Source organism: Enterobacter cloacae complex sp. 394F7 (assembly GCF_057320385.1).
The window spans coordinates 20,652-34,394 of record NZ_JBXWCS010000014.1; the positions used below are offsets into that span (position 1 = coordinate 20,652).

Annotated in this window: 13 protein-coding genes; 4 read left to right on the forward strand and 9 right to left on the reverse strand. The window is 55.3% G+C overall.

Annotation, left to right across the window (positions count from 1 at the left end; genetic code table 11):
- Positions 1 to 59: 59 nt before the first annotated feature.
- Both AC2FAK_RS18740 and ghrB read left to right on the forward strand, forming a co-directional pair.
- Positions 60 to 1,340: an MFS transporter gene (locus tag AC2FAK_RS18740; RefSeq protein WP_095453448.1), complete on the forward strand. Its 1,281-nt coding sequence runs from the start codon at positions 60 to 62 to the stop codon at positions 1,338 to 1,340.
- A gap of 26 nt (positions 1,341 to 1,366) precedes the next feature.
- Positions 1,367 to 2,341 (forward strand): glyoxylate/hydroxypyruvate reductase GhrB, encoded by a 975-nt coding sequence (ghrB, locus tag AC2FAK_RS18745; RefSeq protein ID WP_095453447.1) that lies wholly within the window; start codon positions 1,367 to 1,369, stop codon positions 2,339 to 2,341.
- Positions 2,342 to 2,399: 58 nt separating this feature from the next.
- Here the strand turns inward: ghrB and cspE are convergent, their stop codons facing one another.
- Both cspE and AC2FAK_RS18755 read right to left on the reverse strand, forming a co-directional pair.
- On the reverse strand, positions 2,400 to 2,612 hold the full coding sequence (gene cspE / locus AC2FAK_RS18750) for a transcription antiterminator/RNA stability regulator CspE (RefSeq protein WP_003860775.1): 213 nt from the start codon (positions 2,610 to 2,612) through the stop codon (positions 2,400 to 2,402).
- 246 nt (positions 2,613 to 2,858) lie between these two features.
- Positions 2,859 to 3,569 (reverse strand): DUF3053 domain-containing protein, encoded by a 711-nt coding sequence (locus tag AC2FAK_RS18755; protein ID WP_013094974.1) that lies wholly within the window; start codon positions 3,567 to 3,569, stop codon positions 2,859 to 2,861.
- A 331-nt stretch (positions 3,570 to 3,900) separates the two neighbouring features.
- Between AC2FAK_RS18755 and AC2FAK_RS18760 the strand changes: the two genes are divergently transcribed.
- Entirely contained in the window at positions 3,901 to 4,188 is a 288-nt protein-coding gene (locus AC2FAK_RS18760; RefSeq protein ID WP_013094972.1) for an HTH-type transcriptional regulator, read from the forward strand.
- A gap of 46 nt (positions 4,189 to 4,234) precedes the next feature.
- On the opposite strand, the gene AC2FAK_RS18765 is transcribed toward AC2FAK_RS18760, so the two are convergent.
- The 4 genes from AC2FAK_RS18765 to AC2FAK_RS18780 form a co-directional block, all read right to left on the reverse strand.
- The gene (locus AC2FAK_RS18765; protein WP_058683599.1) at positions 4,235 to 5,854 is read right to left on the reverse strand and encodes an ABC-F family ATP-binding cassette domain-containing protein; all 1,620 of its coding nucleotides are present in this window, start codon (positions 5,852 to 5,854) and stop codon (positions 4,235 to 4,237) included.
- Between the two features lie 232 nt (positions 5,855 to 6,086).
- On the reverse strand, positions 6,087 to 8,156 hold the full coding sequence (glyS, locus tag AC2FAK_RS18770) for a glycine--tRNA ligase subunit beta (RefSeq protein WP_013094970.1): 2,070 nt from the start codon (positions 8,154 to 8,156) through the stop codon (positions 6,087 to 6,089).
- A gap of 9 nt (positions 8,157 to 8,165) precedes the next feature.
- Complete coding sequence (glyQ, locus tag AC2FAK_RS18775; RefSeq protein ID WP_003860141.1) at positions 8,166 to 9,077, reverse strand: glycine--tRNA ligase subunit alpha; 912 nt, start codon at positions 9,075 to 9,077, stop codon at positions 8,166 to 8,168.
- A 160-nt stretch (positions 9,078 to 9,237) separates the two neighbouring features.
- Positions 9,238 to 9,543 (reverse strand): YsaB family lipoprotein, encoded by a 306-nt coding sequence (locus AC2FAK_RS18780; protein WP_023620070.1) that lies wholly within the window; start codon positions 9,541 to 9,543, stop codon positions 9,238 to 9,240.
- Positions 9,544 to 9,726: 183 nt separating this feature from the next.
- Between AC2FAK_RS18780 and AC2FAK_RS18785 the strand changes: the two genes are divergently transcribed.
- A complete protein-coding gene (locus AC2FAK_RS18785) occupies positions 9,727 to 10,722 on the forward strand; it encodes an acyltransferase (RefSeq protein WP_013094968.1) in 996 nt (331 codons plus the stop codon).
- Here the strand turns inward: AC2FAK_RS18785 and AC2FAK_RS18790 are convergent.
- The 3 genes from AC2FAK_RS18790 to xylB form a co-directional block, all read right to left on the reverse strand.
- On the reverse strand, positions 10,715 to 11,635 hold the full coding sequence (locus AC2FAK_RS18790; protein WP_014830213.1) for a GlxA family transcriptional regulator: 921 nt from the start codon (positions 11,633 to 11,635) through the stop codon (positions 10,715 to 10,717). The two genes, AC2FAK_RS18785 and AC2FAK_RS18790, sit on opposite strands and share 8 nt — an antisense overlap.
- Positions 11,635 to 12,174 carry an isochorismatase family protein gene (locus AC2FAK_RS18795; RefSeq protein WP_095455553.1) on the reverse strand — a complete coding sequence of 180 codons (540 nt, stop codon included), beginning with the start codon at positions 12,172 to 12,174 and terminating at the stop codon, positions 11,635 to 11,637. Before AC2FAK_RS18795 ends, AC2FAK_RS18790 begins: the two co-directional genes overlap by 1 nt.
- A gap of 103 nt (positions 12,175 to 12,277) precedes the next feature.
- Positions 12,278 to 13,732 (reverse strand): xylulokinase, encoded by a 1,455-nt coding sequence (xylB, locus tag AC2FAK_RS18800; RefSeq protein ID WP_095455552.1) that lies wholly within the window; start codon positions 13,730 to 13,732, stop codon positions 12,278 to 12,280.
- Between the last annotated feature and the right edge of the window lie 11 nt (positions 13,733 to 13,743).

Sequence of the window (13,743 nt, forward strand, 5' to 3'; positions counted from 1 at the left end):
AAACCACCGTGTACCCTACAGACAACGGCGGTAACCACCTCAACAACAGAGGCAAGCCTATGAACAGTTCGACCAATGCAGTAAAACGCTGGTGGTACATCATGCCAATCGTGTTTATCACGTACAGCCTGGCGTACCTTGATCGTGCCAACTTCAGTTTCGCATCCGCCGCGGGGATCACCGAAGACCTCGGGATCACCAAAGGTATTTCGTCTCTGCTGGGCGCCCTCTTCTTCCTGGGCTACTTCTTCTTCCAGATCCCCGGCGCGATCTATGCCGAACGCCGCAGCGTGCGTAAGCTGATCTTCATCTGTCTGATCCTGTGGGGTGCCTGCGCGTCACTGACCGGCGTGGTCAATAATATCCCTGCCCTGGCCGCTATTCGCTTTATCCTTGGGGTAGTTGAGGCGGCGGTGATGCCCGCAATGCTGATCTACATCAGCAACTGGTTTACCAAATCTGAACGTTCCCGTGCGAACACCTTCCTGATCCTCGGTAACCCGGTCACCGTACTGTGGATGTCAGTGGTGTCCGGCTACCTGATCCAGTCGTTCGGCTGGCGCGAGATGTTTATCATCGAAGGGGTGCCGGCAATCATCTGGGCCTTCTGCTGGTGGGTGCTGGTAAAAGATAAGCCTGCTCAGGCGAAATGGCTCTCCGAAGATGAAAAAGCCGCACTGCAGGCGCAGCTGGATAAAGAGCAGCAAGGGCTGAAGGCGGTGCGTAACTATGGCGAAGCCTTCCGCTCCCGCAACGTGATCCTGCTGTGCGCGCAGTATTTTACCTGGAGTATCGGCGTGTACGGTTTCGTACTGTGGTTGCCGTCAATTATCCGCAGCGGCGGGGAAAATCTCGGTATGGTGGAAGTCGGCTGGCTCTCCTCCGTGCCCTATCTGGCGGCAACTATCGCGATGATCATCGTCTCCTGGGCATCGGACAAACTGCAAAATCGTAAGCTGTTTGTCTGGCCACTGCTGCTGATCGCTGCCTTTGCTTTCATCGGCTCTTGGGCCGTGGGCGCAAACCACTTCTGGATCTCCTATACGCTGCTGGTGATTGCCGGTGCGGCGATGTACGCCCCGTATGGTCCCTTCTTCGCCATCATCCCGGAGATGCTGCCGCGTAATGTGGCAGGCGGCGCGATGGCACTGATTAACAGTATGGGTGCGCTCGGTTCGTTCTGCGGCTCCTGGTTCGTCGGTTACCTGAACGGTGCAACCGGCAGCCCGTCAGCCTCATACATCTTCATGGGAGTGGCGCTTTTCGCCTCAGTATGGCTTACTCTGATTGTTAAGCCTGCTAATAATCAACAACTCCCCGTCGGCGCACGCCACGCCTGAATCATTAAAAATCAACGGAGATAAGCATGAAGCCGTCCGTCATTTTGTATAAAGCACTGCCTGATGATCTGCAAAAACGCCTGGAAGAACACTTCGCCATCACGCAGGTGAAGAACCTAAGCCCGGAGACGGTGGCACAACACGCCGGGGCGTTCGCCCGGGCCGAAGGCCTGCTGGGTTCAAGCGAAAAAGTGGATGTCGCGTTGCTGGAAAAAATGCCGAAGCTTCGTGCTACCTCAACCGTTTCCGTGGGTTACGACAATTTTGACGTGGACGCCCTCAACGCGCGCAACATCCTGCTGATGCATACGCCACATGCCCTGACGGAGACCGTGGCCGACACGCTGATGGCGCTGATGCTCTGCACTGCCCGCCGCGTGGTGGAGGTGGCCGAGCGCGTCAAAGCGGGCGAGTGGACAAAAAGCATCGGCCCGGACTGGTTCGGTGTGGATGTTCATGGCAAAACGCTGGGGATTGTTGGCATGGGCCGGATCGGCCTGGCGCTGGCGCAGCGTGCGCATTTCGGTTTTAACATGCCGATTCTGTATAACGCGCGTCGCCATCACAGCGAAGCCGAAGAACGCTTTAACGCCCGCTATTGCGAGTTGGATACACTGTTGCAGGAAGCGGATTTTGTCTGTCTGATCCTGCCCCTGACGGACGAAACCCGGCATCTGATTGGCAAAGCGGCGTTTAAAAAGATGAAGAAATCCGCCATTTTCATCAATGCGGGTCGTGGCCCGGTCGTGGATGAGAAGGCGTTAATTGAGGCGCTACAAAACGGTGAGATCCATGCGGCCGGTCTGGACGTGTTTGAACAGGAGCCGCTGCCGGTGGATTCGCCGCTGCTTTCGCTGCCTAACGTGGTCGCGCTGCCCCATATTGGTTCTGCGACGCACGAGACGCGTTACAACATGGCGGCCACCGCGGTAGATAATCTGATCGCCGCGCTGAACGGAAACGTGGAGAAAAACTGCGTCAATCCACAGGTTCAACAGTAGAAACGAAAAAACCCGCCAGAAGGCGGGTTTTTAAATTCTTTGCTACTGGGTTGGAAGCTTACAGGCTTACAACGTTACCAGCTGCTGGGCCTTTAGCGCCGCTTTCGATGGTGAAGGACACTTTCTGACCTTCGTCCAGAGATTTGTAGCCATCGTTCTGGATAGCAGAGAAGTGTACGAACACGTCTTTAGAGCCATCGTCAGGAGTGATGAAGCCGAAACCTTTATCAGCGTTGAACCATTTTACCAGACCAGTCATTTTAGCAGACATAGAATTACCTTAATTAACAAATATATTGTGCCTTCCGGCTTGATGGGTTGCGTTACAGATTTTTAAGCGATGAAGGAAGGGTCACTACGAAGGGTATCTATGGATAACAATCTGGACTGCTTTACTAAACTGCTTTAGGTCTGTGTAACAAACCGACGCGAACAGTTATACCGATGTGGTAGAGGAATGACAAGCGTTATTTTAGTCATAAGTAAAAAACCCCGCCTGAAGCGGGGTTTTTTCGGTTTATTCTGTGGCAGCGACGGCTGCGCTCCACGCCTGACTAAAGGCCTGGTGCTGAGAGGCCAGCGGCCCAATCAGCGTATTGTACTGACTCGCCTGCTGCGAGGTTGGGAACTGAATACCGTTGGCAACAAAGCTCACCTGCGTTCCCTGCTGGGAGATAAAATCCCCTACCTGAACCAACTGCTGCGTGAAGATCTGCGCGGCGGGGATCAGCGGTTGCAGGGCATCCGAAGGTTTGGTCACCACTTTCTCATACACTTTGTCGAAGACCGGTTTGAGATCGTCGCCCTGTTTCAGCGCGGAACGTGACGCATCAGCCTGCATTTTCGCGTTCTGCAATTGCTGGCTCAGCACGCCGAGCGCACCGTTAGACTGGCGAAGCGGTTCACGTTGGGTGACATAATCCTGCGGGACACGGATGGCGTTAACGCTATCCACAACCGGACGAATGCCGGAGTCCATCGCCTGGCTTACCTGCTGTGAATAACCATACAGAATGGCGTAATCAGACACGAAGGGGCCAAACTGTTTTTTCTGATCCGCAGTCAGCGTCGGCAAACGCTCGCCGCTGCGCATCACTGTATTCTGCAGAAAATCGATAAACGCTTTGCGCTGATCGCCTTCTTTATCAAAACACCCACTCAGGCTAACAACCATCAACAACGCCGCAATAGGCGCAAACCAGCGAGAGCAGGACTTTCCTGTCGCCATTTCATTACTCCTTTCACCCAAAAAAGCGCACATCGGCACACGCGTGCCCAACGCTGACAAGGATAGTCCAGGTCAGCGCTGCAAGATACTCTTTTCATGCAAAACGGCTATTGCCATTTTATTTCTTACTCTTTACAAAAAAATACCTGGCGAAGCCGACATATGGTTAATCAGGTAATTAGCATAACTATCCGCATAGCTGAAACGGATAAAGCGATCGTTACCGCACGATTAATCACAAGCGTGATGATCCTTCGTTTGTATTAGGGACTATTCTTAATGGGCTCTCTGATGTTCTTGATCCCGGTGTGTGATTTAAGAGGAGTTCTCAATGGAATATAAAGATCCTGAGTTTGAGCTGCTGAGCAGCCTGGAACAGATTATTTTTAAAGATGTACCGCAGACAGTGACCCTGCAACAGAAATCCAATCCCTTTACAGAATATGAGCAATTGCGCAAAGGGACAGGTTTAAAAACAGATGAATTCGCCAGAGCGATGGGTGTCAGCGTAGCGATGGTGCTGGAGTGGGAGTCGAAACGAGAGAAACCCACGCCAACCGAGTTAAAGCTGATGCGCCTGATTCAGGCCAACCCTGCACTCAGCAAACAGATAGCGTGATGCAGTACCGTGAATTACCGCCCCCGCCTTTGCGGGGGTTTGTGTTTTAAAGGCCTTCACAACGCCAGCCCGTCTCCTCCCACACCAGTTCATGCGTTAACGCCAACCCTTGCAGAAAGCTTTCATCATGGGACACCACCAGCAGTGCTCCGGGGAAACCGGCCAGCGCCGCTTCAATCGCTTGGACCGATGCCAGGTCCAGATGGTTGGTCGGTTCATCAAGCAGTAAAAGCTGCGTGGCGTGCTCGCGCCACAACACGCAGGCCAGGGCGGCTTTCAGACGCTCACCTCCGCTCAATTCTGCCAGCGGCAGTGAGACTTTATCCGCCCCCAGTTGAAGCTGTGCCAGGCGGGTGCGCAGCGTCCCCTCTTCCAGCGGCGTATTGCTCAGATTGAGATGTGCCATCACCGACTGCGTCAGATCCAGCTGCGACAGGTGCTGATCGAGATACGCACACGTCACCGATACCTTACAACTGCCTGCACGGGGTGCGGTTTCACCGAGGATAACTTTTAACAGCGTTGATTTACCGCAGCCATTGGGCCCCCTGAGCGCCACGCGCATCGGGCCGTCCATCCGCCAGTTCATTGGTGGAAGTGAAACATGCGGCAATTGCAGTTCCTCCAGCACCAGCACCTGTTTTCCCTCAGCAATCTGGCTTCCCGGCAGGGTAAACATGATCGGGGCGTCTTCTTCAACCCGTTCCCGCGCCTTGTTTACCGCGGCATTCAGCGCATCGTTTTGATCGCTGTGCTGTTTTTTCCACGAGCCGATACGCTCTTTTGCCGCCGCTTTATATTTGACCCGCTCAAACGACGCGATATTCAGGGTATCGACCGTGCGTATGGTCTTCGCCGAACGCCGCTGGCTGTCATCATGCTCTTTTTGCATTCGCGCGCGAGTGCGTTTGCGCTCCGTTGCCGCATGCTCCAGCGCCGCGCGGGCAGCCTGCTGTTCGGCATCCCGTTGCTGTTTATAGTCTGCATAATTGCCGCCGTAGCTGCGCAGCCCGGAGGCGCTCAGCTCAAGAATACGTGGCACCTGCGCCAGTAGCTCACGATCGTGAGAGGCAACCAGCACGCCGCCCTGATAACGGCTCAACTGGTCGTAAAACCACGCCCGGCCTTGTCGATCCAGATGGTTGGTGGGTTCATCCAGCAACAGGAAATCCGCCTCAGCCGTAAATGCACCGCACAACAGGGCACGGATCCGCTCGCCACCGCTGAATTCGGCGGCAGGTTTATCGGGGTCAAACGGTGGCAGTTTCGCCTGGAGAAACGCCTCGTTCAGGCGTTCTGCTAAATCCCAGTAGCCGTCAAGCATCTCCAGATCGTCAGGCTGGTAATCGCCGCGATCGATGCGCTTACGCGCTGCAAAAATCGCCTCATAACCAAGCAGTTCAGCAAGCGTTGTCTGTGGGGAGATATCCTGCTGTTGTGCCACATAGACATGTGAGGCAAAACGCTCAATATGACCACTGGCAGGTTCATCCAGCCCCGCCAGCATGCGCAGCAGACGCGTTTTCCCGCTGCCATTACGACCAACGAGCGCACACAGGGATGTCTCCAGAGAGAGGTTCAGCGGGCCAAAAAGAATATCGCCCGTCGCAAACTGACAGGTGACCTGATGCAAAATAAAAGAAGGGGACTGCGCAAAATGAGCCATAAGCACTCCTGAATGAAATCAAAACATCCCCTGCCGACGCGGTCGCGTTTAGCAAGGATCGAAATTCATCAGTCGTGTTTGTTCATTTTCGAAATGCGCTCCTGAGGGAGAAAGTTAACGCCGATAAGGATAGCGGTAATATGTTGACCATTTCAAGATTAAATTTTCACCCGCACGCCATAAAAAAACCCGCCGAAGCGGGTTTTTAGCCTGTACATGCCCGGCGGGCACATTACTGCAGCAGCGAGATATCCGCCACGCGCAGGAACAGCTCGCGCAGTTTTTCGAGCATAGAGAGACGGTTAATACGCAGATCTTTATCTTCCACGTTGACCATCACTTTTTCGAAGAAGGCGTCGATAACGTCACGCAGTTCCGCCAGTTCTACCAGCGCTTCCTGATAACGGCCTTCTGCGAAGTATGGCTCCAGCTTGTCACGCAGCACCACAACCTGCATCGCCAGGGCGATCTCTTCCGGCTCTTTCAGCGTCGCGGCGTTCACACGCTCGTTCAGCGTTTCGTCAGATTTCGCCAGAATGTTGGAGACACGCTTGTTCGCCGCCGCCAGGGCAGATGCCGCTTCAAGCGTACGGAAGTGAGAAACCGCCTTCATACGCGCATCGAAGTCAGCCGGACGCGTTGGACGACGCGCCAGCACCGCCTGAATGGTATCCACGGTGTAACCTTCGTCCTGATACCACGCGCGGAAGCGACCGAGCATAAAGTCGATCACGTCATCCACCACGTTGGCATTGGTCAGCTTGTCACCGTACAGACGCACCGCTTCTTCAGTCAGAGTCTGCAGATCGAGGTTCAGGTTCTTCTCAACGATGATACGCAGCACGCCCAGCGCCGCACGACGCAGCGCGAACGGGTCTTTGTCCCCTTTCGGATGCTGGCCGATACCGAAGATCCCCGCCAGGGTATCCATTTTATCGGCAATCGCGACCGCACAGGCAACCGGGTTAGACGGCAGTTCATCGCCAGCAAAGCGCGGCTGATACTGTTCGTTCAGGGCGACCGCCACATCTTCCGCTTCGCCATCGTGACGCGCGTAGTGCATGCCCATGACGCCCTGGGTGTCGGTAAACTCGAAGACCATGTTGGTCATCAGGTCGCACTTGGAGAGCAGACCCGCACGGGTGGCATGGTTAACGTCTGCACCGATTTCACGGGCGATCCAGCCGGACAGCTCCGCGATACGGTCGGTCTTGTCGCGCAGCGTACCCAGCTGCTGCTGGAACAGCACGGTCTGCAGGCGCGGCAGGTTATCTTCCAGACGCTTTTTACGGTCGGTATTGAAGAAGAACTCCGCATCTGCCAGACGTGGACGCACCACTTTCTCGTTACCGGAGATAATCTGCTGCGGATCTTTCGATTCGATGTTCGCCACGAAGATAAAGTTTGGCAGCAGCTTGCCGTCGTTGGCATAAACCGGGAAGTATTTCTGGTCACCCTTCATGGTGTACACCAGCGCTTCTGCCGGAACCGCGAGGAATTTCTCTTCGAACTTCGCGGTCAGCACAACCGGCCATTCCACCAGCGAGGTGACTTCTTCCAGCAGGCTGTCGCTCAGGTCAGCGTTACCGCCAATCTTGCGCGCCGCCTCTTCAGCGTCGGCTTTGATTTTGGCTTTACGCTGTTCGTAGTCAGCAATGACTTTACCGCGCTCCAGCAGGATCTGCGGATACTGGTCGGCATTGTCGATGGTGAACTCTGGCTCGCCCATAAAGCGGTGGCCGCGAATGACGCGATCGGACGCCACGCCCAGAATGGTCGCTGGAATAACGGTGTCGCCCAGCAGCAGGGTCACGGTGTGTACCGGACGCACGAAGTGTACGTCGGACGCGCCCCAGCGCATCAGCTTAGGAATGGGCAGCTTAGCCAGCGAAGTGGCGATCATGTTTGGCAGCAGTGCTTCGGCGCGTTCACCTTTTACGTGAGCGCGATACAGCAGCCATTCGCCTTTGTCAGTGGTCAGACGCTCGGCCTGGTCAACGGTAATACCGCAACCGCGCGCCCAGCCTTCTGCCGCTTTGCTTGGCTTGCCTTCCGCATCGAACGCCTGGGCAATCGCCGGGCCACGTTTTTCCACTTCACGATCTGGCTGGGATGCCGCCAGATTTGCCACCTTCAGCGCCAGACGACGCGGAGCAGCAAACCACTCAATTTTACCGTGCGCCAGGCCAGCGTTATCCAGCTCGGCAGTCACGTTCGCAGCAAAAGATTCAGCCAGGCTGCGCAGGGCTTTTGGTGGCAGCTCTTCGGTGCCAATTTCCACCAGGAAAGTTTTCTCAGACATGGCCGCCTCTTATTTGTTTCGGTTGCACATCGGGAAGCCAAGGGCTTCACGGGACGCATAGTAAGCTTCTGCAACGGCTTTGGTCAGGGTACGAATACGCAGAATGTAGCGCTGACGTTCAGTCACGGAGATCGCTTTGCGGGCGTCCAGCAGGTTGAAGCTGTGGGCGGCCTTCAGAATACGCTCGTAGGCAGGCAGCGGCAGAGGAGTCTCCAGCGCCAGCAGCTGCTGCGCTTCTTTCTCGTACTGCTCGAAGCAGGTGAACAGGAAGTCCACGTCCGCGTATTCGAAGTTATAGGTGGATTGCTCCACTTCGTTCTGATGGAACACGTCGCCGTAAGTGGTTTTACCCAGCGGGCCGTCGCTCCAGACCAGGTCGTAAACGCTATCTACGCCCTGAATGTACATTGCCAGACGTTCCAGACCATAGGTGATTTCACCGGTGATCGGCTTACATTCCAGACCGCCAACCTGCTGGAAGTAGGTGAACTGCGTCACTTCCATACCGTTAAGCCACACTTCCCAACCCAGACCCCAGGCACCCAGCGTTGGGTTTTCCCAGTTATCTTCCACGAAACGAATGTCGTGAATGGTCGGATCCATACCCAGCTCTTTCAGTGACCCAAGGTACAGTTCCTGAATATTGTCTGGCGATGGCTTAATTACCACCTGGAACTGATAGTAGTGCTGCAGACGGTTTGGGTTTTCGCCGTAACGGCCATCGGTCGGACGACGGGAAGGCTGCACATAAGCAGTCGCCATTGGCTCTGGCCCCAACGCGCGTAAGCTGGTCATCGGGTGTGAAGTGCCTGCGCCGACTTCCATGTCCAAAGGTTGAACAATGGTGCAGCCCTGGCGAGCCCAGTAATCCTGTAAGGTCAGGATCAGGCCCTGGAAGGTCTTGGTATCAAACTTTTGCATAGTATTTCGTGCTGGATACGTGTGGTTTTAAATGGAAGGGACCAGTATACCCGCTGGCTGCAAGATATACAGTACGAAACGGGGTTGTTTAGGGAAAATTGGGAAATAAGCGTTCGAGCCAGAACGCGGCGAGCGTCTGGCTGTCGATTATGCGAGCAGATTAGCGCATGGAGAGATGTAAAAACTGGCCGTCCGCATCAAACGAGCAGACAAAGCCCTCTTTACGAGAGGTATGGCCCCGAAGCTCATAGCTGCCCTGAAAACGCTCAAAGCCGGTGACATCAATTTTCTGAGTATCCAGGTTATAGCGGTGAGCCGCCTGATCTTTACACAGCTGTTCCATATTCAACGAACGTTCCGGGCTCATTTTGCCCTGCTGCGCTTTTTGCGCAGGTGCTTCCTGAGGCGTACTGCATCCGGCCAGTACCACCAGCAGAAAGAGTGACCCCACACGCTTCATCATCATTTTTATTACCGACCCGGTCAGTGGCTGTTATTTTTAGTAGCAAAGCTTTTATAGATTACGGTCTTGCATTCTGCGAATCTCGCGATGGCCAGACAAGTCCGCGATATAAAACTCAGATTTTTCCAAGGAAAGACTTTTACACAATAGCAGTCACACTCTATTTACAGGGAAAAAGAGGAACTGATGCAGTCAAAAATTAGCTGGATTGATAATCTGCGAGGAATAGCGTGTCTGATGGTGGTGATGATCCACACGACGACCTGGTATGTTACGAACGCACACAGTATCAGCCCTGTTAACTGGGATGTCGCGAATATTCTCAACTCCGCGTCGCGTGTCAGCGTTCCGCTGTTCTTTATGATTTCCGGCTTTCTCTTTTTTGGCGAGCGTAGCGCACAACCGCGACATTTTATTCGTATCGCCGCGTGTCTCGGGTTTTATAGCGCCGTCGCGCTGATTTACATCACGCTGTTTACCTCCATTAGCCCCGGCCTGTCACTCAAATATCTGCTGCAAAAGCCGGTGTTTTACCACCTGTGGTTTTTCTTCGCCATTATCGTTATCTACCTGGTATCACCGTTGATTCAGGTAAAAAACGTCAGCGGAAAAATGCTTCTGGCTCTGATGGTGGTGATAGGCATCATCGCCAACCCGAATACCGTCTCACAGAAAATCGACGGTTTTGAGTGGCTACCGGTAAACCTCTACATCAATGGCGATACGTTTTACTACGTGCTCTACGGCATGCTGGGGCGCGCCATCGGGATGATGGATACCCAAAAGCGGGGTATCAGCTGGCTATGTGGGGCGTTGTTTATCATCGGGGTGATTATCATTTCACGCGGGACGCTGCATGAGCTGCAATGGCGCGGCAATTTTGCCGATACATGGTACCTGTACTGCGGGCCGATGGTCTTCATTTGTGCCGTTTCCCTGCTGACGCTCGTTAAAAACACCCTGAATGCGCGCCCTCTTCCCGTGCTGGGTTTTATCTCGCGGCACTCGCTGGGGATTTATGGTTTTCACGCGCTGGTGATCCACGCACTACGCACGAGAGGCGTTGAACTCAAAAGCTGGCCAGTGCTGGATATTGTCTGGATTTTCTCCGTCACACTGGTCGTGAGCCTGTTGCTGTCGATGCTGCTACAGAAGCTAGACACCCGCCGCTTCGTCAGTTAACGACGCGCTGTCGGGCCCGATGAAACTGGCGCGGGGAGGAAAACCCTGCCGCCAGTGAGGCCTGCTCCACGCCGCGCCCCTGCAATAGCCATTGCTCCGCCACCGCCAGACGCAGCTGCTCCAGGTAATCGCGAACGCTTATCCCCAAATGCGTCTGGAAAAGACGGGTTAAATGGCGCGGGCTGACATGCGCCAGCGCGGCAATATCCGGCACGTTCCACGCTTTTTGCGGGTCTGCGGTTAGCGCATCCTGAGCACGGTGGATAGCCGGATGAAGATGATTGCGGTAGCGTAACCATGGCGATAGCTGCGGATCGTCCCCGGACCGGCGGAACCAGACCACCATCTCGCGCGCCACAGCCAGGGCCCTTTCTGGGCCGCACAGGCGGTTAATCATATGCAGCGCCAGGTCGATACCCGAGGTGATCCCTGCGCTGGTCCAGACATTCTCATCCTGCACGAATATCCGGTTCTCTTTAATCGTCGCCGTAGGGGCGGCAGCACGTAAACGCCCGATAACTTCATGATGCGTTGTGCACTGCCGGTTGTTCAGCAGCCCTGATTTTGCTGCCAGCAATGCCCCTGAACAGACGCACATCACGGTGATATCCTGGCGCTGAATAGCCGGCTGCAGGCGCATCAGCCAGTGCTGGATCTGCATCGCCTGCGGCGTAGAAAACTGAACGCGGGAGTCGCTTACACCGGGCAGAACCAGCAGGCTCCCTTCCGGAAGCCTTTCCGGCAATGGCGTGATACCGCTCATCATCAAACCAATCGACGTTTGAACCTCAGGTTGCGGGCCAATGTAATGCAGACGAAAGGCATCGCCTGCCAGGACAAAGGTTTCTGCCGGGCCGGTCATGTCTAATGACAACACCCCGGGCAACATAACGAACCAAACGTCGATGCGCATTACAGTGACTCCAGCGTCTCCGCTACCGTTTTAATCGCGGCAAATCGCCCTGACAGTACCGTTTCGGTACGATGACGAATTTCCGCAGCGCTAAGGGTTACGCCCTTGTACGTCATAGGAAACGTGAGCATTGCCTCGCTAACAAAGGTCACAGCATAACCCAGATCGGATGCCACCCGTGCGGTGGTTTCGCAGCACTGTTCAGTACGAATGCCGCACACGATCAGCTGGTTGATATCGCGCTCGCGCAGCCAGCGATCCAGGCCCGTGTCCGTGAAGGCATTATGGACGTGTTTCTGGAAAACCACATCCGGTTGATGACGTAAAAAGGCCATCGGTTTGACATAGCCGCTTTGCAGTGAGAAAGGGCCTTTTTCATCCACATGGAAAATATCGACGACGGGAATACCGCGAGACTGGCAGCCTTCTGTCAGCCCCAGCATTGCCTGCTGAAAGGCCGGAACATCTTGCTCCTGCCAGTAATCGCGGTGATGAAAAGACTGTTGGGTATCGATGTTGATTAATGCAATACGTGACATGATGGTGCTCCTCGCCAGTGGGTATAAATACATACTGGCGAGGAAACAGGCACGCGGACAGACCAAAAAAGGACATCCTCATGCCTCTGACAGACAATTACGCTTATGACATCAGCGGCAGCAACTGCTGATAAATTTTGCGGAACACATCGCGCCTTTCAGCATATCGCGCGTGGCGAGTTGCGTCGGGCAGATGAGCCTGTTCCAGCGTGAGCTGTGGCAACAGTTGCGAAAGCGGTTTGTCCGGGTTCATGGCTATCTGCGCCAGCCGCGCGGCACCCATCGCCGGGCCCACATCGCCCCCGGTACGATAGTCCAGCTGCAATCCACTGATATCAGAGAGCATCTGGCGCCAGTAGCTGCTGCGTGCGCCGCCGCCGATCAGGGTGATGCTTGCTGGTTTCAGGCCGCAGTCATGCACCACGTCCATTCCATCCGCCAGCGCATAGCCCACGCCTTCCAGAACCGCACGCGCCAGTTCCGCAGGACCGTGCTGATGGGTTAAGCCAAAAAATACCCCTTTCGCTTCCGGGTTGTTGTGCGGTGTACGCTCACCGGAGAGATACGGTAAAAACCAGACGGTACCAGCGTTTTCATCCGCCTGCTGTGCTGCGGTAATCAATGCCGGAACATCGGCCATCCCGGTCAGCTTCGCCGCCCAGTCCAGGCAAGAAGCTGCACTGAGCATCACCGACATCAAATGCCATTTTCCTGGTAGCGCATGGCAAAAACTGTGCACCGCGCTTTCCGGGTTGCTGCGATATCCGTCGCTGACGGCAAAATAGACGCCAGAGGTGCCGAGAGACAGCATGGCCTGGCCCGCATCAACCATGCCGACACCCACGGCGCCCGCCGCGTTATCCCCGCCGCCAGCCACCACCGGCACAGCAGGCATATTCCAGCGTTCCGCTATGGCGGGCTGTAAGGTGCCGGTAATTTCGCTGCCTTCACAGAGTGCGGGCATATGCTCACGGGTGAGATGACAGGCATCCAGCATCGCCTCGCTCCAGTCGCGTTTCGCCACGTCGAGCCACATGGTGCCGGCGGCGTCGGACATGTCGCTGGCAAAATCCCCCGTCATGCGAAAACGCAGATAATCTTTTGGCAGTAAGACCTTCGCCACCTGACGGAAAATCTCCGGCTCATGGCGTTGCACCCAGAGGAGCTTCGGCGCGGTGAAGCCGGGCATTATCAGGTTGCCGGTGATGTCACGGGACGCAGGCACTCGCTCTTCCAGGAGCGCGCACTCTTCCGCACAGCGGCCATCGTTCCAGAGGATCGCAGGGCGCAGCACACGATGCTGGCTGTCCAGCAGCGTAGCGCCGTGCATCTGTCCGGCGATACCCAGCGCGGTGACCTCACGCAAACTGTGCTGTTCACCTAACCCCTTGATTGCGCGATCCGTCGCCTGCCACCACTGCTCCGGATCCTGTTCCGACCATAACGGATGCGGACGCGAAACCTGCAGTTTTTCAGTCTGCGTTGCCAAAACATCACCCTGCTCGCTTAAGAGGATGGCTTTCACACCCGATGTGCCAAGATCAATCCCGATATACATTGTGGTGGCTC